The sequence below is a fragment of the Edaphobacter aggregans DSM 19364 genome (assembly GCF_000745965.1).
Taxonomy (GTDB): domain Bacteria; phylum Acidobacteriota; class Terriglobia; order Terriglobales; family Acidobacteriaceae; genus Edaphobacter; species Edaphobacter aggregans.
This window is the reverse complement of sequence record NZ_JQKI01000002.1, coordinates 1-19,246: the sequence shown is the minus strand read 5'-3', so window position 1 is coordinate 19,246 and position 19,246 is coordinate 1. Positions and strand designations below refer to the sequence as shown.

At 59.4% G+C, this 19,246-nt stretch carries 21 protein-coding genes and 2 pseudogenes; 14 read left to right on the top strand and 9 right to left on the bottom strand.

From position 1 onward, the window contains the following. Positions 1–102 precede the first annotated feature (102 nt). The gene (gene ribD, locus Q363_RS02850) at positions 103–1,278 is read left to right on the top strand and encodes a bifunctional diaminohydroxyphosphoribosylaminopyrimidine deaminase/5-amino-6-(5-phosphoribosylamino)uracil reductase RibD (RefSeq protein WP_035347818.1); all 1,176 of its coding nucleotides are present in this window, start codon (positions 103–105) and stop codon (positions 1,276–1,278) included. A 208-nt stretch (positions 1,279–1,486) separates the two neighbouring features. Here the strand turns inward: ribD and Q363_RS02845 are convergent, their stop codons facing one another. After that, positions 1,487–2,590, bottom strand: a complete 1,104-nt coding sequence (locus tag Q363_RS02845) for an Ig-like domain-containing protein (RefSeq protein ID WP_035347817.1) — start codon at positions 2,588–2,590, stop codon at positions 1,487–1,489. A 287-nt stretch (positions 2,591–2,877) separates the two neighbouring features. Between Q363_RS02845 and Q363_RS02840 the strand changes: the two genes are divergently transcribed. Beyond that, a complete protein-coding gene (locus tag Q363_RS02840; protein WP_342667377.1) occupies positions 2,878–3,603 on the top strand; it encodes a riboflavin synthase in 726 nt (241 codons plus the stop codon). Positions 3,604–3,626: 23 nt separating this feature from the next. Here Q363_RS02840 and Q363_RS02835 read toward each other — a convergent pair whose 3' ends face one another. Together Q363_RS02835 and Q363_RS37745 are read right to left on the bottom strand one after the other, a co-directional pair. Then, positions 3,627–4,382 carry a hypothetical protein gene (locus Q363_RS02835; RefSeq protein WP_245632005.1) on the bottom strand — a complete coding sequence of 252 codons (756 nt, stop codon included), beginning with the start codon at positions 4,380–4,382 and terminating at the stop codon, positions 3,627–3,629. Further along, complete coding sequence (locus Q363_RS37745; protein ID WP_084079921.1) at positions 4,315–4,665, bottom strand: carboxypeptidase-like regulatory domain-containing protein; 351 nt, start codon at positions 4,663–4,665, stop codon at positions 4,315–4,317. The genes Q363_RS02835 and Q363_RS37745 overlap by 68 nt, the downstream gene beginning before the upstream one ends. Between Q363_RS37745 and Q363_RS40025 the strand changes: the two genes are divergently transcribed. The 4 genes from Q363_RS40025 to Q363_RS02815 all read left to right on the top strand — a co-directional run bounded on the left by Q363_RS40025 (position 4,655) and on the right by Q363_RS02815 (position 7,309). Further along, complete coding sequence (locus Q363_RS40025; protein WP_245632004.1) at positions 4,655–4,873, top strand: metal-dependent transcriptional regulator; 219 nt, start codon at positions 4,655–4,657, stop codon at positions 4,871–4,873. The two genes, Q363_RS37745 and Q363_RS40025, sit on opposite strands and share 11 nt — an antisense overlap. Before the next feature lie 181 nt (positions 4,874–5,054). Further along, complete coding sequence (locus tag Q363_RS02825) at positions 5,055–5,642, top strand: DJ-1/PfpI family protein (protein WP_035347815.1); 588 nt, start codon at positions 5,055–5,057, stop codon at positions 5,640–5,642. Positions 5,643–5,732: 90 nt separating this feature from the next. Next, the gene (locus tag Q363_RS02820) at positions 5,733–6,482 is read left to right on the top strand and encodes a glucose 1-dehydrogenase (protein ID WP_035347814.1); all 750 of its coding nucleotides are present in this window, start codon (positions 5,733–5,735) and stop codon (positions 6,480–6,482) included. A gap of 77 nt (positions 6,483–6,559) precedes the next feature. After that, the gene (locus Q363_RS02815) at positions 6,560–7,309 is read left to right on the top strand and encodes an SDR family NAD(P)-dependent oxidoreductase (RefSeq protein ID WP_035347813.1); all 750 of its coding nucleotides are present in this window, start codon (positions 6,560–6,562) and stop codon (positions 7,307–7,309) included. Between the two features lie 189 nt (positions 7,310–7,498). Here the strand turns inward: Q363_RS02815 and rho are convergent, their stop codons facing one another. The 3 genes and pseudogenes from rho to Q363_RS02800 form a co-directional block, all read right to left on the bottom strand. Continuing rightward, the gene (gene rho / locus Q363_RS02810; protein WP_035347812.1) at positions 7,499–8,749 is read right to left on the bottom strand and encodes a transcription termination factor Rho; all 1,251 of its coding nucleotides are present in this window, start codon (positions 8,747–8,749) and stop codon (positions 7,499–7,501) included. 164 nt (positions 8,750–8,913) lie between these two features. Further along, on the bottom strand, positions 8,914–9,132 hold the full coding sequence (locus Q363_RS02805) for a hypothetical protein (protein WP_035347811.1): 219 nt from the start codon (positions 9,130–9,132) through the stop codon (positions 8,914–8,916). 848 nt (positions 9,133–9,980) lie between these two features. Then, positions 9,981–10,502, bottom strand: a pseudogene (locus Q363_RS02800) (magnesium chelatase subunit ChlI family protein); the annotation flags it as partial. A gap of 521 nt (positions 10,503–11,023) precedes the next feature. Between Q363_RS02800 and Q363_RS02795 the strand changes: the two are divergent. Genes Q363_RS02795 through Q363_RS02770 form a run of 6 tightly spaced genes read left to right on the top strand, consistent with a single transcriptional unit; the run spans position 11,024 to position 14,883 of the window. Beyond that, a complete protein-coding gene (locus Q363_RS02795) occupies positions 11,024–11,701 on the top strand; it encodes a TetR/AcrR family transcriptional regulator (RefSeq protein WP_051978286.1) in 678 nt (225 codons plus the stop codon). After that, positions 11,694–12,074, top strand: a complete 381-nt coding sequence (locus tag Q363_RS02790) for a DoxX-like family protein (protein WP_051978285.1) — start codon at positions 11,694–11,696, stop codon at positions 12,072–12,074. The genes Q363_RS02795 and Q363_RS02790 overlap by 8 nt, the downstream gene beginning before the upstream one ends. Next, complete coding sequence (locus Q363_RS40020) at positions 12,058–12,987, top strand: DUF3419 family protein (RefSeq protein ID WP_051978284.1); 930 nt, start codon at positions 12,058–12,060, stop codon at positions 12,985–12,987. Before Q363_RS02790 ends, Q363_RS40020 begins: the two co-directional genes overlap by 17 nt. Then, positions 12,972–13,715, top strand: a complete 744-nt coding sequence (locus Q363_RS02780; protein WP_035347808.1) for a DUF2071 domain-containing protein — start codon at positions 12,972–12,974, stop codon at positions 13,713–13,715. The genes Q363_RS40020 and Q363_RS02780 overlap by 16 nt, the downstream gene beginning before the upstream one ends. Beyond that, complete coding sequence (locus Q363_RS02775) at positions 13,712–14,473, top strand: class I SAM-dependent methyltransferase (RefSeq protein WP_051978283.1); 762 nt, start codon at positions 13,712–13,714, stop codon at positions 14,471–14,473. The genes Q363_RS02780 and Q363_RS02775 overlap by 4 nt, the downstream gene beginning before the upstream one ends. Continuing rightward, positions 14,470–14,883 carry a hypothetical protein gene (locus Q363_RS02770; RefSeq protein ID WP_035347806.1) on the top strand — a complete coding sequence of 138 codons (414 nt, stop codon included), beginning with the start codon at positions 14,470–14,472 and terminating at the stop codon, positions 14,881–14,883. The genes Q363_RS02775 and Q363_RS02770 overlap by 4 nt, the downstream gene beginning before the upstream one ends. 45 nt (positions 14,884–14,928) lie before the next feature. On the opposite strand, the gene Q363_RS02765 is transcribed toward Q363_RS02770, so the two are convergent. The 3 genes from Q363_RS02765 to Q363_RS02755 form a co-directional block, all read right to left on the bottom strand. Next, positions 14,929–16,023, bottom strand: a complete 1,095-nt coding sequence (locus tag Q363_RS02765; RefSeq protein ID WP_051978282.1) for a DUF3500 domain-containing protein — start codon at positions 16,021–16,023, stop codon at positions 14,929–14,931. 394 nt (positions 16,024–16,417) lie between these two features. Then, the gene (locus Q363_RS02760; protein ID WP_035347805.1) at positions 16,418–17,491 is read right to left on the bottom strand and encodes an S-adenosylmethionine:tRNA ribosyltransferase-isomerase; all 1,074 of its coding nucleotides are present in this window, start codon (positions 17,489–17,491) and stop codon (positions 16,418–16,420) included. After that, positions 17,488–18,300, bottom strand: coding sequence for an SDR family NAD(P)-dependent oxidoreductase (locus tag Q363_RS02755; RefSeq protein WP_084079914.1), 813 nt, complete (start codon positions 18,298–18,300; stop codon positions 17,488–17,490). The genes Q363_RS02760 and Q363_RS02755 overlap by 4 nt, the downstream gene beginning before the upstream one ends. Before the next feature lie 99 nt (positions 18,301–18,399). Here Q363_RS02755 and soxR point away from each other — a divergent pair, with 99 nt between their 5' ends. After that, a complete protein-coding gene (gene soxR / locus Q363_RS37735; RefSeq protein WP_084079912.1) occupies positions 18,400–18,852 on the top strand; it encodes a redox-sensitive transcriptional activator SoxR in 453 nt (150 codons plus the stop codon). A 197-nt stretch (positions 18,853–19,049) separates the two neighbouring features. Beyond that, positions 19,050–19,246 (top strand): annotated as a pseudogene (locus Q363_RS02750) (hypothetical protein); the annotation flags it as partial.

Here is a 19,246-nt window from a genome sequence, read left to right as displayed (position 1 = left end):
CAAACGAACGCGGTCAAACAAGCCCCGGCCCCCCAGGGCTTCTTTTTGCTTCCTTCCCTCTCGATGCGCCGTCACGTTCTCCACGCGCTATCCTGTAAGAATATGTCGTCGCCTGCACAGGACGAGTTCTACATGCAGCGCGCTCTCTCCCTCGCCGCCGCCACCACCGCGCTCACCAGCCCCAACCCCCAGGTCGGCTGCGTCCTCGTCCGCGACGGCGAGGTCCTCGGCGAAGGCGCCCACCTCTATGACCTCTACGACCACGCCGAGATCGTCGCCCTCAAGCAGGCCGCCTCACGCGGCATCTCCACGCAGTGCGCCACCGCCTACGTCACCCTCGAGCCCTGCAGCCATCACGGCCGCACCGGCCCCTGCGCCGACGCCCTCATCGCCGCCGGCGTCTCCCGAGTCGTCGTCGCCACCTGCGATCCCAACCCCCTCGTCAGCGGACGCGGCATCGAAAAGCTCCGCGCCGCCGGCATCGACGTCACCACCGGCGTCCTCCAGCAGCAGGCCCGCGAACTCAACGAGGCCTTCGCTCACTTCATCTCCACCCGCAACCCCTTCGTCACCCTCAAGGCCGCGCTCTCCCTCGACGGACGCCTCGCCCCTCCGCCCGCCTCACGCTTCTCCGGCGAACCCTTCTGGATCACCGGCCTCGCCGCGCGGCGCGAGGTCCACCTCCTCCGCCACGCCGCCGACGCCATCCTCACCGGCATCGGCACCGTCCTCGCCGACGACCCCAAGCTCACCGACCGCAGCAACGTCGTCGGCCCCAACGGCGAGCCTCGCCGCCGGCCGCTCCTGCGCGTCGTCCTCGACACTCACCTCCGCATCCCGCTCAACTCCTACCTCGTCCGCTCCGCAGCCACCTCGCCCGCCCACGGCTCCGATCTCCTCGTCCTCACCAGCACCGCCGCCCCCACCCACCGCATCGCCACCCTCGTATCCCGCAACGTCGATGTCGAAACCATCCCCGAGCACGCCGGACGCCTCTCCCTTCCCGCCGCGCTCGCCACCCTCGCCGAGCGCAACATCCTCAGCGTCCTCCTCGAATCCGGCTGCCATCTCAACGGTGCCTTCCTCCGCCAGAACCTCGTCGACAAAGCCGTCCTCTTCTACTCCCAGATCGAGATCGGCGAGCAGGGCATCCCCTTCGCCCACGGCATCGCCTCCCCCTATCAATTCGAGCAGACCCTCCACCACGTCACCCGCGAACTCGTCGACCCCGACGCCCGCGTCACCGGCTACCTCCGCGAGCCCTGGCCTCAAGCCTGACCCACGAAACACCGTTGCGAAGAGCGCGCAGGATTATGGAACCAGCTCCGCGTTGGCAGGGGTAAGGGTAATCGCGGATGTGTGTCAATTTCACGAGCAGGAAACAATCTGCGAATCCAATCCCTCGGAAGACCGCCCCTTGCGCGTGCCCGCATGAGACCGCCGAGAAAGCCGCCCCAAAGCGCGGCCGTTTCTGGCATGGTTGCGCTTAGTTGAAGATCGCTCCTACGGTAGCGTCGGTCGTCAACAAGTTGACCGTGCAAGTGTTGGGCCCGGTTTGTGTGACAGGCGCAACGTTATAGCAGTTGGAGGACCATCCACCGAACCTGACTCCGGTTTGTGCAGGGGCAGTCAAAGTCACAGTGCTCCCCAGGGGATAAGTCGCCGTGCAGACTGACTTGCCAGCTCCAGCGGCGGGGCCGCAAGTGAGAACCGGAGTGCAGGTCGCCGGAACGGCCGGATCGCAAGTGGCTGATGGAGCAGTTACCAGCCAGTTCGTGGTATTCAACCCTTCGTTGTACACAGTCAGCGTCGTAAGGAGTTGTGGGACATTCTGAAAGCAAGAGCCTGGTACTGGCGGATGGGCGGTCGGATCAGGTAAGACCAGAGGGCAGCCGACGTTTGCCGTAGCGGTGGCTATCGATCCATTCGTGTCGGTTGCTTTCGCAGTGATCACGGCGCCTACGTTGCCTACACTTGCTTCGTAAGCACTGACAACACCGCCGTTTTGTGTGCCGCCGCCCGGCGCCCCGCTGTTGTTGGTGGTGACCGGGAATTTATTCGGTTCGGAAGTAAACCAGGTGACCGAGTTGGTCAGATCCCTCACGGTGGGCGCGGTCGAGAATGTTCCAATCGCCAGGAACTGCCCGCTGTCCCCTTTACTGCCAAAGACAATTCCGCTTGGAATGATGGTGAGCGAAAGGATGCTTCCTCCGCTTCCCCCATTTGTGCCTCCGGCCGATCCTGTAACGGTGAGGTCTGCGGTGGAGTTGACCGGACCGTTGTACGCTGTCGTGCTGGCCGTAATCGTTGTTGTGCCCGCTCCCACAGCCGTCACCATACCGGAAGAACTGACCGTAGCCACGGCAGGAACGCTCGAGCTCCAGGTCACGCCCCCGGTGATGTCCTGTGTCGAAAGATGTTTCGCGTTGCCGAAGGTTCCCATCGCCTTAAGCTGCGCAGTCTGACCGACCGTCAGAGACAGGCTCGCCGGCGAAACCTGAACCGAATCCAGCCCCGAGTTATTGCAGCCGATGAGAGTAGAACCAAGGCAGAGGAGGAAAAGTCCTCGAACACAAAGCCGAGCAAGCATGTAGTTCTCCTGGCATTCCAACAGTCGGAACGGGGCCCATTCGCGTCATCCACAGGGCTCGCCCGGATCCAACAAACAGGCGAACAAAGTCCTCCCTGACCCTCTGGTGCCGCAGATTTACCTCGTGCCGATGTTTTGTGCAATCTGATTTAGCAACCGGAGAGCCATTCCTCGCCCGAACACATCCGCTTTTGAATCAGTCAGTTATTCCGCGGCCTCCTATCCGCAGGTGTCGTCTCACGTATACAGCCCCTGCCGCAAAGGCATTCGGCGTACACAGTCAACCATTGTCCAAGCATCAGTCCAGGGACCTAAGAGAGTCGGACATCTTCCTGTACCCTATCCTCATGTTCACCGGACTCATCGAAACTACCGGAACCGTCCTCTGCCTCACCCCCACCGCCGGAGTCACCCGCATCACCATCGGCGCGCCATCATCCCTCGTCCGCCGCCTCTCCACCGGCGACTCCATCGCAGTCTCCGGAGTCTGCCTCACCGCCCTCGACATCGAGCCCAACGCCTTCCCTCCGCGCTTCTCCGCCGACCTCGCCGCCGAGACCATCGCCCGCACCACCCTCTCCCGCCTCCGTCCCGACGCTACCGTCAACCTCGAGCTTCCCACCCCCGCCGGCTCCCCCCTCGGCGGCCACGTCGTCCAGGGCCACGTCGATTCCACCGCCACCCTCATCGCACTCGAACCCAACACCCCCGGCACCGAGCCCACCGACTATCGCCTCCGCCTCACCATCCCCGACTCCCTCACCCGCTACGTCGTCGAAAAAGGCTCCATCACCATCGAAGGCATCTCCCTCACCGTCGCCGCCATTCGCGGCAACGAGGTCGAGGTCGCCATCATCCCCCACACCTGGGCCGCCACCAGCCTCCGCACCCTCTCCCCCGGCGCCCCACTCAACATCGAGGTCGACGTCCTCGGCAAGTACGCCGAAGCCCGCGCCGAAAGACCCGCAACCTTCACCCTCACCGAGCAGTACCTCATCGCCAACGGCTACTAAGCCCACCACCCCCACGCGAACAGCTAGAACGCGTAACGCATCTGCCCGGTAAAGCTCCGCGGACTCACAAAATGCGTCCCCGAAAACGTGGAGAGAAAGTTGTAAAGCCCATCCACATCTCCCACATTCACCATGTCGAATCGGAGACTCAGACTCTGCTCCTCATGGCGAAAGAGATCGTCCTGGCCGATCGAGAGATTTGTCGTGTTCCTCACTGCGATGCGCGGAGGGTTCCGGTCATCGTTCTCCGTCCCCGCCCGCGGAATGCGAACCCGCGTAGCCCCCAGCGTCCCCGAGCATGAACGTATCGGCTGCGACACCGTGGCAAAGGTCTCATCGCAGTGAAGCCCCATCTGCCCCTGTTCATCCCCGGTCAGGCGCAGCGCCGTCGCCATGTCCGGTACCGCCACAGCAACCAGTCCGCCATCGTAGCGGTACGAGACCCCACCCACGGGCCCGCGATGCCCGATCTGATACCGCGTGTACAGATTCATCGCCAGGCCTTGATCGTGGTCCGGACGCGCAATGCTGTACGGTGGGCTGAAGCTCACCCCTCCCGTCTCCGGCCCGAAGAGCCGCGAACGCACATGACTTACCGTCACATACCCGGCGAAGCCATGCGTCGGCGCCACCGTGGCACGGAACAACGCGCCATCGATCTTCGATTTTCTGAACTGCGTCGGAAACGTCAGCGGGCTGTTCAGCAGAACATCAAAGTCGTACGCCCCGTAGGTAAACTTCCACAGATACTCCCCGCTGAACGAGAGCAGCTTCGACACCTGCGTCTCGAAGCCGACGTTGAACTGGTTGCGCCGGCCCGTCTTCCGGCGCCTGCACCTGAACCCTGTAGGTGCCCCCATTCAACTGCAGAAACAGAAACCCGCCATCCACACCAGTCGTCGCACTGCGTTCCGCCTGACTGCTCAGATACGTTGCAGTCACCATTGCTCCAGGCACGGCCGCTCCCGTACCGTCCATCACCATCCCTGAGAGCGCAGCAGAAGCTCCGCTCTGGGCCGCCAGCCATGCTGGAAATCCCACGATCACGGCGGTGCGGCTCATCGAAACATTTCTCTACGAAGTGCTGAACTACCCCATCGAGGAGCTTCACGATGAAGCCGAGCGCCTCGAACACTTCATCTCCGAAAGCTTCGAAAAGCGCATCGCCGCCAAACTCGGTAATCCTCAAGTCGATCCCCACGGACACTGCATCCCATCCCTCGATGGCTCCATGCCACCAATCCATCACCGGACGTGCAACTGTGAATAATCTCTTCACAGCAACCCGATAAACTCTGAAGGCAGCTCAGCCGCCGCAGTCGAAGGACCTGCATTGCCAAAGAATTGTCATCCTGAGCGAGCGCAGCGGAGTCGAAAAGCCTAGCCCTGAGCGTAGTCGAAGGGACCTGCATTTCTCCAGCCACTAATCCCAATACAAAAGGAACAAACCAATGAAACCCGCAAAGCTCCTTCTCATCGCCGGCGACTTCGTCGAAGACTACGAGATCATGGTCCCCTTTCAGGCCCTCCAGATGGTCGGCCACACTGTCCACGTCGTCTGCCCTGGCAAGAAGTCCGGCGACCGCATCCGCACCGCCATCCACGACTTCGAAGGCGACCAGACCTACACCGAAAAGCCCGGCCACAACTTCACCCTCAACGCCACCTTCGACGACATCCGCCCCGAAGACTACGACGCCCTCGTCATCCCCGGCGGCCGCGCCCCCGAGTACCTCCGCCTCAACCCCCACGTCCTCGACATCATCCGTTACTTCGACAGCGCCGACAAACCCATCGCCGCCCTCTGCCACGGCCCCCAACTCCTTGCCGCCGCCCGCGTCATCGCCGGCAAGCGCCTCAACGCCTACCCCGCCTGCGCTCCCGAGATCGAGCTCGCCGGTGCCACCTTCGTCGCCCTCTCGGGCACCCAGGCCATCACCGATGGCAACCTCGTCACCGGCCCCGCCTGGACCGCCCACCCCGCCTGGCTCGCCCAGTTCCTCGAAGTCCTTTCCAATCATCTCGAAAAAAAGAACTAGCCTCTTTTCCGCACTCCTCCGAATCCTTTCCCCCACTGCCTCATCAATTAGACAGTTGTCAAATTATCGACACAAAGAGAGGTCAGGGAAATGAGCAAGCTCGCAGGAAAAGTAGCCGTAGTCACCGGAGCATCCAAAGGCATCGGAGCCGACATCGCCAAGGGACTCGCCAAAGAGGGCGCCTCCGTAGTCGTCAACTACGCCTCCTCCAAAGAAGGCGCTGACAAAGTCGTCGCCGAGATCACCAAAGCCGGCGGCAAAGCTGTAGCCGTCCAGGGCGACGTCGCCAAAGAAGCCGACGTCAACCGCATCTTCGCCGAGACCAAAAAGACCTTCGGCAAGCTCGACGTTCTCGTCAACAACGCCGGCGTCTATCAGTTCGCCCCCATCGAAGAGGTCTCGACCGAGCTCTACAGTCGACTCTTCAACACCAACGTCCTCGGAACCCTGCTCGCCACACGCGAGGCCCTCAAGCTCTTCGGCGACAACGGCGGCAGCGTCATTAACATCGGTTCTAACGCGACCGAGCTCAACATCCCCACCAGCTCCGTCTACACCGCCACCAAAGGCGCCGTCGACTCCATCACCGCCGTCCTCTCCAAGGAACTCGGCCCCAAAAAGGTCCGCGTCAACTCCATCAACCCCGGCATGGTCGAGACCGAAGGCGTGCACGCCGCCGGCTTCATCGGCACCGACTTCCAGAAGAACTTCGAAGCCCAGACCCCGCTCGGGCGCATCGGCCAGCCAGCCGACATCACTCCGCTCGCCGTCTTCCTCGCCTCCAACGACTCCGGATGGCTCACCGGCGAAACTCTCGTCGCCTCCGGCGGCCTCCGCTAAGACGTTCCACACACCTCCGGGCGCAGCCAACCAGCTGCGCCTTTCTTTTTCATCCAGTACAAAAAGGAGCAGCCATCATGAGCAGACTCTCCGGCAAAATCGCCCTCGTCACCGGAGCCTCCAAAGGCATCGGCGCTGGCATCGCCCGCGCATTCGCAACCGAAGGCGCCTCCGTCGTCGTCAACTACGCTTCCAGCGCGCACGACGCCGACAAAGTCGTCACCTCCATCACCAACAGCGGCGGCAAAGCCATTGCCATCCAGGCCAACATCTCCAACGAAGCAGACGTTCAACGCCTCTTCGCCGAAACCCAAAAGACCTTCGGCCGCCTCGACATCCTCGTCAACAACGCCGGCGTCTACGGCTTCTCCGCCATCTCCGAGTTCACCGCCGCCGAATATCACCGCCAGTTCAACACCAACGTCCTCGGCCTCCTCTTCGCCACCCGCGAGGCCATCAAGCTCTTCCCCTCCGAGGGCGGCGCCATCATCAACATCGGCTCCGCCGTCAGCGCCACCCACCCTCCCAAAGGAGCTATCTACACCGCCACCAAGGCCGCCGTCGACTCCATCACCCAGGTCCTCTCCAAAGAGCTCGGCCCCCGCAAAATCCGCGTTAACTCCATCAACCCCGGCCTCGTCGAAACCGAAGGCACCCACACCATCGGCTTCATTGGCGGCGACTGGCAGCGCGAGCGCGAAGCCCACACCCCGCTCGGCCGCACCGGACAAGCCTCCGACATCGCCCCCGTAGCCGTCTTCCTCGCCTCCGACGACGCCCGCTGGATCACCGGCGAACTCATCATCGCCTCCGGAGGCCTCCGCTAACGCGGATCGCCCCGTTGGTAAGAGTTGTCATCCTGAGCGGAGCGCAGCGAAGTCGAAGGACCTGCATTTTTCTTACGCCACCGCAGCCCCTAAGCGGGAAGAGACACAAAAGGGGCAGCCCCAAAGGGGACCGCCCCCATCACCGAACCAGCACCACCCGGACCCGGTGATCACTCGTTGCGCTCGACGCTAAATCGAGCTCATATTGTGCAGAAACTCCGAGTTGTTCCGCGTCTTCGCCAGCTTGTCGGTGAGCAACTCCATCGCTTCCACCGGCGACAACGGATTCAAAACCTTCCTCAGAATCCAGATCCTCTGCAGATCTTCCTTCACGATCAGCAGCTCTTCCTTACGCGTGCCCGAGCGCTGAATATCGATCGCCGGGAACACGCGCTTATCAACAAGTTTGCGATCAAGAATGACTTCAGAGTTACCCGTGCCCTTGAACTCTTCGAAGATCACCTCGTCCATCCTCGAACCCGTATCGACCAGTGCCGTAGCAATGATCGTCAGCGAGCCGCCCTCTTCGATGTTGCGCGCCGCACCGAAGAACCGCTTCGGCCGCTGCAGCGCGTTCGAATCCACACCGCCCGACAGAACCTTGCCGCTCGGAGGAACGATCGTGTTGTACGCACGCGCCAGTCGCGTAATCGAGTCCAGCAGAATCACGACATCGCGCTTGTGCTCGACCAGCCTCTTCGCCTTCTCGATCACCATCTCGGCAACCTGCACGTGACGCGCCGCCGGCTCATCGAAGGTCGACGAGATCACCTCGCCCTTCACCGACCGCTGCATGTCCGTCACTTCTTCCGGACGCTCATCGATCAGCAGAACGATCAGCACGATCTCCGGATGGTTCGCCGTAACCGAGTTCGCGATCGCCTGCAGCAGCATCGTCTTACCCGTACGCGGAGGAGCGACGATCAGCCCGCGCTGCCCCTTACCCATCGGCGTCAGCAGATCCATCACGCGGCCCGAGATGTTATCGCGCACCGTCTCCATCTTCACCCGCTCCTGCGGATAAAGCGGCGTCAGGTTGTCGAAGAGAATCTTGCTGCGCGTCTCTTCCGGGCTCTCAAAGTTGATCGCCTCGATCTTCACCAGCGCGAAGTACTTCTCGCCCTCGTGCGGAGGCCGTACGTTGCCCGAGATCGTGTCGCCCGTCTTCAGGTCGAACTTGCGAATCTGCGACGGTGAAACATAGATGTCATCGGGACCAGGCAGGTAGTTGTAGTCAGGGGAACGAAGGAAGCCGTAGCCGTCGGGAAGGATCTCAAGCACGCCTTCGGCGAAGATGTGCCCTTCCTTCTCGCTCTGCGCCTGCAGAATCTTGAAGATCAGGTCCTGCTTGCGAAGGCCGCTGGTGCCGGCGATATCCAGGCCGCGCGCCAGTTTGCCCAGTTCGGCGATGTTGTGTTCTTTCAACTCTGAAATTGTCATGTCTTTACCTTGAATTACTCAGGAGGGATATTTGGAGCTTAGAGGCGGGTCTGCTTGACGGAAGGGGTCGTGCGGAAAAGCCTGGGGACTCTGAAATTGTAGGATGGGCTTTGGGTATTGCGGAAGAGGCTAAGGGTTAAAGTTTAAGGCCGGATGGCCGCGCGTTAAGCCGCGCGGCGCTCCTGCAGGGTTACCTTCTCAACCGGGGCCCCGTTCTCGCCCATCGGCGTCGAATCCTTGAAACGATCGAGCACCTCGTTCGTCGTGTCCTGAAGACGAGTGTTCGGCTTGTGCAGCTTCCGCGTCGCCTTCGACGCCAACTGGCAAAGCTCGTAACGGTTCTTCACGTGTGTGAGGGCTCCAAAAATAAGGTCTGAGCGCATCATGTTCTCCCTTGTTCAGATTTTTGCGGCCAAAAGCGCCATGCGCTCCTTCGCCTGAATTTTTGCTCCACTGTCTTCAGCGGGTACTTTTACCTTTGACCCCGCCACTTCTATTTAGACGCGGAATCCTCAAAAGGGATTCCACAAAAACACGTAAATCTCACAATCCAAAACTGATTGGTCCCGAAATCCAGGCAGACGAAACAAATCCCGCGAAGCTCTTTCGGAGCTCCACGTCTCACCAAAACCCTGTCTCTCCTGGTATCGTCAGCGACTCAGCGCCAGGTATGCAACAGAAGGAAGCAGAGAGAACACTCGGTATTCCGAGAGTCCTGGACGCCGGACGTTCCCCGCGTATCTTCAGGCAAAAATGCCTGCACAGGAACAGCCTCGACTTATGAAAAGTAAATCGTCCACCCCTTCAGGTCAATACTTATTTTTGGAAGGAACCCCAGAAAACATTCCAGAATCAGAATCTCAAACCCACGATCCCGCCAATTCCACGACGTATCCCACCGTCAGCGGTCATTCTGAGCGCAACCCTGGCCTCGCCTAAAACCGTCAGCAGGATTAAACTTGTCAATCCCCTGCGAAGCCAAAAGGAGCCCAACCACAACAAAACAAAAAAGAAAATAACCAACCCGAAAGCGCCGATTAATTATTGGCGATTTCGTAAAATAGATTCAGAATGGAAGATCGCAAGTGGAATCGACTGGGTCCCGTCGAATAACCTGCCTGAAATCAATATTTTGCCCGTAAGCCCTTTGTTTCCAAGATTTTGCCCGATTGGAAACGTGCACACGAAACAAAACAAACAACTTGCACAAAATCAAGGGGGAGGGGGAGGTTCAGGCCCAGTAACTCCGGTCCAGCGTCCTGTACTGAATCGCCTCGGCAATATGCTTCACCTCGACGTTCTCCGCTCCTTCCAGATCGGCGATCGTTCGAGCCACCTTCAATATCCTGTCGTGCGCCCGAGCGCTCAGACCCTGCTGCTGCATCGCCCGCTCCAGCATTCGCTCCGCGTCCGTTCCCAGCACGCAGAATGCCCGAATCTGCTGCGTATTCATCTGCGCATTCGCAAACACCCTCCGCGAAGCCGCCTTGCCCGAGCCCTTCGTCCGCTCGGCAGCCTCGCCGAACCGCTCATGCTGCCGCTTCCTCGCAGCCAGAACCCGCTCGCGAATCTCTACCGAGCCCTCCGCAGCCGCGCCGCCGCGAAGCTCCTTGTACTCAACCGCCGGAACCTCAATATGGATATCGATCCGGTCCAGCAGAGGCCCTGAGACCTTCGAGACATACCGCTGAATCATCGGCGGAGTGCACATGCACTCGCGCCGCTTGTCGTTGAAATAACCGCACGGGCAGGGGTAATTTCATTGCTGAAGCTCCCCTGCTCTATCTGCCAGTGTGGGGTCGCTTCTGACAGTTTTGGTTGATACGCGAGGCCAGCCCCGGTTCGATCCCGTCTCTGGCCATCACTTAGAATCAATAATTTACGGAAACCAGAACGACACTACTTATTCTCTTCCGGTTCTTTCTTTAAATCGAATCTGTTTGAAAACACGGGTTTTATACCCGAAGGCAGTTGTTCCCGTATTGTTCCCGCGCATTTCGGGCCACTGCAACTACGAACCTAAAGCCTCCGCAATGAGTGAGATGCGTCTTTGATCAATTTCCGACGCCAGCAGCGAAAACCGCTGAGTAACAGTTTGCTTTAGGGGATATAGGCCAAGTTGGGTTGCGAATCGAGATGGGTGGCTGAGGAAGAGGGATGCATGTCGATCCACCGGTGGCTCAATATTGAACGGGTTCAAAAATATCTTGACACTCTTCGCCCCTTGCTTTACTTCTATTGTTGAACATGTTCAAAATACCGCCCACTACGACAATGACCAAGAAGGCTGAGGCTACCTCCGCCCGCATTCTCGACGTGGCACTGGACCTGTTCCGCCGCAGGGGGTTCGAGCAAACAACCATGCGCGGAATCGCCGCCGAAGCGGGCGTCTCGCTAGGATCGGCCTACTACTATTTCGAATCGAAGGAAGACTTAGTGATGGCCTTCTATGAACAGGCCATCGAAGCGATGGCGCCCAGAATGGAAGCGGTGCTGGCCGGTACAACCAGCTTCGAAGAGCGCATCGCTGCCATTATGGCGGTGAAGTTCGAGTACTTCCAGCCGAACCGATCCTTCCTCGGCGCCCTATTCCGCCACGCTGCTGACCCGCAGAACCGTCTGTCGCCTTTCAGCGAGGCAACCCGGCACATCCGCGAGCGCGACCAGATGTATTTCGCGCGGGCGATCGCCACCAAGTCGGGTGGAGTTCAGGTGCCGGAGGACCTCGCGCCATTCCTACCGAAGATACTCTGGCTCTACCAAATGGGATTGATCCTGCACTGGATCTACGATCGCTCACCCGGTCAACGGCGGACCCATGCGTTGCGCGAGAAGAGTCTGGCGCTTCTGGTCAGCAGTCTGAAACTGTCCGGTTTTGCGCTGGCGAGGCCGCTGCGGTCGAAGATCGTGGAACTCATTGCTCTGGTGGAAGGAGGACGGGACGATGCCTGACCACAAACTGATTCGACTCTCGATTGCCATGGTCTGGTTCTACCAGGGCTTGTGGTGCAAGGTTCTGGGTGGCGTTCCCCGTCAGGAAGCAGTGATCTCTACCGTACCGTTCCTTGGTGCCGCGGAAGTCCGCGTCGCGCTGATTACGTTGGGTCTGGTCGAATGCGGCCTTGCCGTGTGGGTCTTGTCAGGACAGCGGATGCGTCAGGCTGCAATTGTGCAGACCGCACTGCTTGCAGCAATGAATAGCGGCGGACTGATTTGGGCCTGGCATCTGATTCCCGATCCGGGCGGCATGATCGTGCAGAACTTCGCTTTCCTGGTGCTTGTTTGGATTGCCTCGGAGGATCGCCGTTATGCTGCGTACACCTGAGACGGCGGCAACACCATGGCGACACGGACCCTTCAAGGCACAGTTGCGCCAACTGAGCTTCGGGCAAACGTACGAAGATTCCGGCATCGAACTGCAAGCCTTTAAGCCACGAAGCCGCGTCTTCTGCATCGCCGGCGCGGGATGCACGGCCCGGGCTCTCGCCGCGGCTGGACACCATGTGACGGCCGTAGACATTAACCCGCTGCAACTCGATTACGCTCAGTCTCGAGCCGCGGACGGACCGCTGCGAATGGGCATCGCCGAGCGTTTGCTGGTATTCGGCCGCAATTTGGCGAAGCTCGCCGGCTGGAGCCCCGGAAAGCTGACAGATTTTCTGAACCTGTCGGACCCTGACGAGCAAGTCGAATATTGGGACCGCCGACTCGACACACAAGCTTGGCGCGCTGCCGTGGATACGCTGCTCGCACCGCGCCTGCTCGGCATATGCTATGCAAGCCCGTTTATTGAATCGCTGCCGCAGGACTTCGGGCTACGGCTTCGCCAGCGCCTGCGACGCACGTGGGCTACGCATTCCAACAGAAGCAATCCGTATGCGGCGTCTCTACTGTTAGCGAGGCCGCCGATAGAACCGAATGCGCCTGAATTTCCAATTCAATTCGTCTGCGCCGACGCGGCAGATTTTCTGGAATGGTGCCCACCGGCAGCATTCGATGGGTTCTCATTGTCCAATATTGGCGACGGAGTATCGCCCGAATATCTGTGTCGCTTGCGAGTCGCTATAGACCACGCCGCGGCACCGAACGCCATCGTCGTCGCTCGTACCTTCGCGGAACCCGGCCCGAACACTCTTGTAAACTGGGCGCCACAGGACCGCTCGTTACTCTGGGGCGTTGTAGAGGTAAGTCGCACTGCAGAAATTTGCCCCGGAGGCAAATCATGTTGCACCTGCTGAAACGTCATCCGATTCCAATATCAGCGTTCTTTCGTCATTCGTTGGTGTTGACTTATGCTTTTCCGCCGGAAACCCTCCAGCCATTGCTCCCTCAGGGCCTGGTGCTCGATACCTTTCGAGGGCACGCATTTCTGGCCGTCGCCTTAGTGCAGACTGAGCATTTGCGCCCTAGTTTTCTCCCAGCCGCAATGGGCAGAGATTTCTTTCTTAGTGGCTACCGGATCTTCACTCGATTGGCTGGGGGTACGCAGTCGAAGCGAGGATTACGAATCCTGCGCAGCGATACGGATCATCCGTGGATGGTTTGTGCCGGCAATTTGCTGACACATTACAACTATCACCTGTGCCAAGCGACTCTTGAGGAACACAACCACGGAATCCATTGGACAATTCGGACCCAGCGGTCCGAAGCCGATCTCGAGGTGTTTGCGCGACTATCGGGGGGTCCACCGGCTCTACCAAGCGGGTCTCCGTTCGGCACTTTGGCCGAGGCGCGGCGATTTGCGGGTCCTCTGCCCTATACCTTCGACTATGAGGCGGAAACCCAGTCGATCATCGGCATTCGCGCGATGAGGCAAAGCTGGAATCCCCAGCCCGTAGAAGTTGAGGTGCGGCAGAATACGTTTCTTGATCACGAACCATTCCGAGGCACCTCGCCAATTCTGGCGAACGCCTTTCACGTGAGGGATGTCCCCTATCAATGGCAAAGAGGGAGCCGACTCGCATGAACACTATTCCGTCCCGACGACCCTATCAAGGCGTGGTCCAGATCCTGCAATTCAACTGGCGGTTCTACGTCGCCACAGCGGGAAGTATTGGTGTGGCGTTGCTGGCACTGCCGATTCTGCCGGGGCCAGGCCGCACAGTACTTGCGCTAGGCACTGCACCGGCGCTGTTCTGGCTGGCCTCATCGCTGCTGGTGTCGCACTATGTCTACGACCGCTTTCCGCTTTACGATCTGAACTGGGTTTGCTCGGTGCTATGTCGGATGCCACGGCGATGGATTAACATTCACTGCGGCTTGGACGAAACGAGCGCCCTTCTTACGGCAATCTTTCCTGACGCGTCCAGTCAGGTGGTAGACATCTTCGATCCTCTGGTAATGACCGAGACGTCAATACGGGCGGCGCGCCGGGTCACGCATCATACGATCCCTTCTTCATCGATGCAGCACGACTCGTTGGCCTTTCCTGTTGAGTGGTTCGACGCGGCCTTCTGTATCTTTGCGGCACACGAGTTGCGCCACCACGATCAACGAGTGAGATTGTTTGGAGAAATCGCACGCATTTTGACTCCAGACGGCGAGTTCATACTGATGGAACACTCCCGGGATTGGCACAACTTCCTGGCCTTCGGTCCCGGCTTTCTACACTTCTTCTCGGAAAGTGCGTGGCGGAAGGCGGCGTCCGACGCGGGCCTGACAGTGCTAACTGAGCTTTCCATGACACCCTTTGTGCATGTCTACGTCTTGCGGAGGGCGATATGACTCTCTACATTCATCTGCAAATTGTCGGAACTCTGCTCATGTTGCTAGGCCTGAGCCACATTTTCTTCAATCGCTTCTTCGGATGGGAACAGGAGTTAGCAGCTGTTTCCCTGCTGACGCGGCGAGTCTTTTTCGTGCACAACTTTTTCATTGGACTGGTCGTGGTGCTTAGTGGCGCGGCATCGTTCTTTTGCGCCAACGCTCTACTTCGCCCCGATACCCTGAGCCGCGCGATCCTGGCCGGCATGACGACGTTCTGGTTATGCCGCTTGCTAGCCCAGTTCGTCGCCTACGACTGCGCAATCTGGCGAGGCGATCGGTTTCGCACCTTCATGCACGTAGCGTGCTCCTTGCTGTGGTGCTACGTTACAGCGACATATGGAATCGCGTTCCTAACCGTAAGGAACTGACAATTTATCGCATCGAAGCGATAAATATCGCAGCACTGATGGAAGCTACCCCTTAGGGTTCCCATGACTGGCTTCGTAATGCGCTCTCAGCGGGTCTCCGCCGAAGTCGCCGTTGAAGTCGCGCCACACTGAGTGGATGTGGTTTGCGTTATCCTGCGTGTCGTCGAATTCGATCAAGAACGACGAGGTCTGTACGCGGTAATAGTGCAGGTCGCCTGGCTTAATGCCGCCGGCCCAGGCGAAGCAAACATTGCGCCCGGCCTTGTTGATCTGATCCATGCGCCGGTCCGCCAGTTCATCCGGGAGATTGTACGCGTACAGTTCCACCAGTGCGCGCAGCGCGTCGAACTGCCTGGCGTTCATCTTCGCTGCCGGAAGCCCCGAGGGCTGCCCTTGTAGCGCCGCCTTCCTGCTGGCCGCCGTCAGGATATCGCTATATGCCTTCGGATCGACGATGGCGATCTTCTGTTGGGGCTCATCCAACGCACGAATCACCTCGAAGCCCAGGTCGTCCTCGCCCGCTAACGTCCGCAGTCCCTTGCGCAGCCCCTGTCGCACTTCGGCGGGGTTGGAGCCGAAGAAGCTCGGCGCATCCAGGACCTGTCCGCTCGCCACAGTGTAATTCTGACTTAGGTGATGTCCCTCGATGCGCCAGCCCCAGGTTCCCGTATCGGATGGCGTGCCGAACACCGTGAAGTAATATTTCTCCGGATCGCGGTGCTCGCCGTTATCGTTTTCCAGCACCTTCAGCACGTCTTCCAGGCTCATGATGGTGACAGCCTTAATGTAGCCGGTCTGGCTCAGTCCGGCTGCCAAAAGCGCGCTCGCCAGGTGTTTCTGGTAGGGGCTCATTTCGCCCAACGCCAGCCCCTTGCGCTCCTTGGGGATAAACTGCCAGTTCATGCGCTCGTCGTCACCGAATTGGAAGGTTGCCTTAGCCCGCTGCTTCGGGCTGAGCGCGGCCAGAAAGCGGTTGGCGGTCTCCGTCATCACCGAAACCGCGTGAACATGGTGGTGTACGCTGCCCGGCGCGTCCTGACTGCCGCTCACGAGACCGTAGCCCGTTTTACTCGCAATCAGACCGCCTCCCCAGATCGTGGCGGATAAGCCGAGAAACGAACGTCGTTTGACCTGGCACATGAGCTCCCCTTCCAGAGAGTTCGCGGTAGGCGCCAATGCGCGACAGCTTTCCCCTGGGCGGTCATGTGGGAAGGCGACGAAGCACGCGTCAAATGACGCAGCTCGGTGGGCCGATGCTACTCGCCAATTTCCGTGAGTGTCAACGCTCTGCTCTGGACGGAAACGGAGGTGAGGAAGTTGTCGCAATCCTCATCAGTCCGTATTACCGTCCATGGAACGGCGAGTGGGAAGAGATCATGAACGGATGGTCGGCAACTCGTCAATAGCTACGATCGGACTTCGGCCCCCTGCGGGATCGGCAGAAGGGGTGTAAGGTTCGGATTGCTCGTCATTCGGGAGCAATCCGCCTAAGCACACTCTTTCGCGGAAACTCACGGAGTGCTTAAGTTGACTGTCATGCGGCGACAGATGGCTGGGCCGAGGGGCGCGTCCAGTTGGCGGCTCTTTCGAGGAACACTGAATCGCCAAACTCGTGTGTGCGATAGTCGCGGGCGTTCAGTTCCTCGTCGATACGGCCAAGTGTTTCATCATCGACGAAGGCGCGCAGCAGCTCATAATGACTGGTGCCTCGCTCGTGGGTACCCGAGAGAATTGCATCAACGACACGTAACCTGCTTGACGGACCAAGTCTTTGCGTCGCCAACCGCTCGCCGGGTGGCACGACGCCGTCAAACATTGCAGCCGTATGTTCCAGAGCTCGGACAACCGTGGTTCCAATCGCGATGATACGTCCGTGTGACGCCTGAGCGTGCTTGATCATCAACGCAGTTGATCGGGGAATCCGGTACGGCTCAGCGAAAGGCAGGAGCGCATCCAGTTCCGGATCGCCGGTCGATGAAAGCCCACCTGCGTGTGTGATTGTTCCGAACCGGATTTTCCGTGCGCTCATGGATGCGAGCAGGCTCCAGTCAAGAACAAAACCAGCTGAAGGCGGCTCGAACGCGACTGGTCGACCGGCTATAGGTGTCCAAGTGTCCCAAACGGCAAGTGGGGTCGGAACGTGTGCGTACTGGATAGGTCGCCCGTGCCGAGCTAGACCCTCCCAGATCTCCCGGGGCGAGCCCTCAAATTGCAGCAAAATGAGGCGCGGATGATTCAGCAATCGTGCGACAGTTCCCCGCAGGCGTCCTAACTCAAGTCGATCACCACGCTTCAATGCTGGCGGCTTAGAACGATCTTCCGTGGGTGTGCGGAAGTCACCCTTCCCGAAGACGACAGCAGAAAACTGCCTCATCTCATCGAGTGACTCACGGCCCGCAAGACGTACTTCAATTCGGCGGCCAGTGCGGCTATGCTGTCCGGAAAGACTTGCTGGCAAGGTTGCAGCGTCATTCGCAACCACCACATCGCCGAGGCGTAATAAGTCCGCGAACTCGGACCGGGCCTGGTGCTCGATATGACCCTGACCGTCAACGATCAGAACCTTCGCGTTGGACGGGCGCTGGACTGGAAGGTTGGCGGCAATCATCCAATTGCCTCTTGTGCTATCACCTCAGAATCCGAGTCCGAGGCACGCCGCGACAGCACAGCAGCGACCGTGTCCGCGAGTTCGCGGGCTGCCACCTCCGGGCTCTTCAACGTAGAGCGGTCGGCATTTGGCACTGCAGCGGCGTGCAATGGTGTGTCCATATCGCCTGGATCGATTGAGAGGACGCGGACGCCCTCCAAACTGAGTTCTTCGTCCCAGATGCGGCTCAAATGAAGTAGTGCTGCCTTGCTCGCGCTATAAGCGCCCCAACGCGGGTAAGCATTGGCGGCGGCGTCGCTCGATACATTGACCACCGCCGCTCCGCGGCCTTCCCGCGCGGACGCGGCCAGCGAACCAAGCAGCGCCTTTGTCAGCCGAAAAGGGCCGAGAAAGTTCGTCGCCAGCGCGCGCTCAAGGTCTTCGCACTCCGTGTCGGCTAACAACTGCAGCGGTATCGGTCCTAGATCCGATGCGTTGTTGATGAGGACATCAAGTCCTCCGAGCGCACCGACGATCTGCATCGTAATGGGGTGTATATCTTCTTTCCTGGACACGTCACCGACAATGCCATGTGCGGCTGGCAACTCCTGCATGACAAATTCCACCCGGTCCCGACTGCGCGCGACGAGAGCTACTTTCGCGCCGCGATCCAGCAGTTCGCGGACGAGGGATAAGCCAAGGCCGGAAGTGCCGCCAGTAATAGCTACTCGAATATCAGTGAGTGGGTTGCACGGATGGTCGTCCGTCGGGGAGAGCAGCGGGCTCAGCGGAGACGGAATGGAATCGACAGTTTTGTGATGGATATTCATGAGAGTTTTTCCTAGGGAAGAGACGGTAGACTTGACATACTTTGAGGCTACAAGTTAAAGTTAACTTTAAGTCAAACCCACGTCCGCTCGTCTTTCCTCATGCCCGATCTCCTCACAATCTCGGAAGTTTCTCGTCGAAGTGGCGTTGCCGCGTCGGCGCTCCGATTCTATGAAGAGCGAGGCCTGATCGAGTCCGAACGTGCGGGGTCAGGTCATCGTCGGTATCCGAGGGCGGCTCTTCGACGGATCGCGTTTATTGTCTTCGCCCAGCGAATGGGTCTGACGCTCCAAGAGGTTGCTGCGGAACTGGCGAAGTTACCGGAAAACCGTGTGCCCGAACGCTCGGATTGGGAAAAAATCTCCTCGAGTTGGACCAAGCGTGTTGATGAGCGGATCGCTGAGCTCGGCCGTCTCCGGGCGGGCCTCGCGCGGTGTATTGGTTGCGGCTGCTTGTCACTGCAGGACTGTGAATTTGCCAACCCTGGTGATCGGGCCAGTCGACTCGGTCCCGGTCCTCGCTATTGGATTGGTGACGAATACACTTCAAAGTAAGTGCACCGGCTCCAAGTAACTCCTGGATGGTCGGCAACTCTTCAATAACCCGTCGGCTACTCCTCCGGAACCGATTCGAATCGGAAGACGACGGGTAAGGTGCGGTTTGTTTGAATGTAAGTCAGTGAGGAGCACGAGGTGTTGCAAAGGCTGAACTCAGCGGTGAAGCTGATTCAGAGAACTACCCCGGAGGCTCCTTGAGAGACGATATGTATTACATCGGACTGGATGTTCACAAGAGGACGATCAGCTATTGCGTGAAGGACGCGGCTGGTCACGTGCATCAGGAAGGAAAGATCGGGTCCACCCGGCGCGAGCTGGACGCCTGGATCAAGACCCTCCCCCAACCCCGGACGATCGCCATGGAAGCGACGATCTTTACTGGGTGGATCTA

Coding starts and splice junctions, on each gene's coding strand:
- Q363_RS02770 (WP_035347806.1), top strand. CDS start 14,470: ATGACTCTCTACATTCATCTGCAAATTGTCGGAACTCTGCTCATGTTG.
- Q363_RS02790 (WP_051978285.1), top strand. CDS start 11,694: ATGCCTGACCACAAACTGATTCGACTCTCGATTGCCATGGTCTGGTTC.
- Q363_RS02775 (WP_051978283.1), top strand. CDS start 13,712: ATGAACACTATTCCGTCCCGACGACCCTATCAAGGCGTGGTCCAGATC.
- rho (WP_035347812.1), bottom strand. CDS start 8,749: ATGACAATTTCAGAGTTGAAAGAACACAACATCGCCGAACTGGGCAAA.
- Q363_RS02815 (WP_035347813.1), top strand. CDS start 6,560: ATGAGCAGACTCTCCGGCAAAATCGCCCTCGTCACCGGAGCCTCCAAA.
- Q363_RS02760 (WP_035347805.1), bottom strand. CDS start 17,491: ATGATTGCCGCCAACCTTCCAGTCCAGCGCCCGTCCAACGCGAAGGTT.
- Q363_RS02765 (WP_051978282.1), bottom strand. CDS start 16,023: ATGTGCCAGGTCAAACGACGTTCGTTTCTCGGCTTATCCGCCACGATC.
- Q363_RS02755 (WP_084079914.1), bottom strand. CDS start 18,300: ATGAATATCCATCACAAAACTGTCGATTCCATTCCGTCTCCGCTGAGC.
- Q363_RS02780 (WP_035347808.1), top strand. CDS start 12,972: ATGTTGCACCTGCTGAAACGTCATCCGATTCCAATATCAGCGTTCTTT.
- Q363_RS02805 (WP_035347811.1), bottom strand. CDS start 9,132: ATGCGCTCAGACCTTATTTTTGGAGCCCTCACACACGTGAAGAACCGT.
- Q363_RS02795 (WP_051978286.1), top strand. CDS start 11,024: ATGACCAAGAAGGCTGAGGCTACCTCCGCCCGCATTCTCGACGTGGCA.
- Q363_RS02825 (WP_035347815.1), top strand. CDS start 5,055: ATGAAACCCGCAAAGCTCCTTCTCATCGCCGGCGACTTCGTCGAAGAC.
- soxR (WP_084079912.1), top strand. CDS start 18,400: ATGCCCGATCTCCTCACAATCTCGGAAGTTTCTCGTCGAAGTGGCGTT.
- ribD (WP_035347818.1), top strand. CDS start 103: ATGTCGTCGCCTGCACAGGACGAGTTCTACATGCAGCGCGCTCTCTCC.
- Q363_RS02845 (WP_035347817.1), bottom strand. CDS start 2,590: ATGCTTGCTCGGCTTTGTGTTCGAGGACTTTTCCTCCTCTGCCTTGGT.
- Q363_RS40020 (WP_051978284.1), top strand. CDS start 12,058: ATGCTGCGTACACCTGAGACGGCGGCAACACCATGGCGACACGGACCC.
- Q363_RS02820 (WP_035347814.1), top strand. CDS start 5,733: ATGAGCAAGCTCGCAGGAAAAGTAGCCGTAGTCACCGGAGCATCCAAA.
- Q363_RS37745 (WP_084079921.1), bottom strand. CDS start 4,665: ATGAGCCGCACCGCCGTGATCGTGGGATTTCCAGCATGGCTGGCGGCC.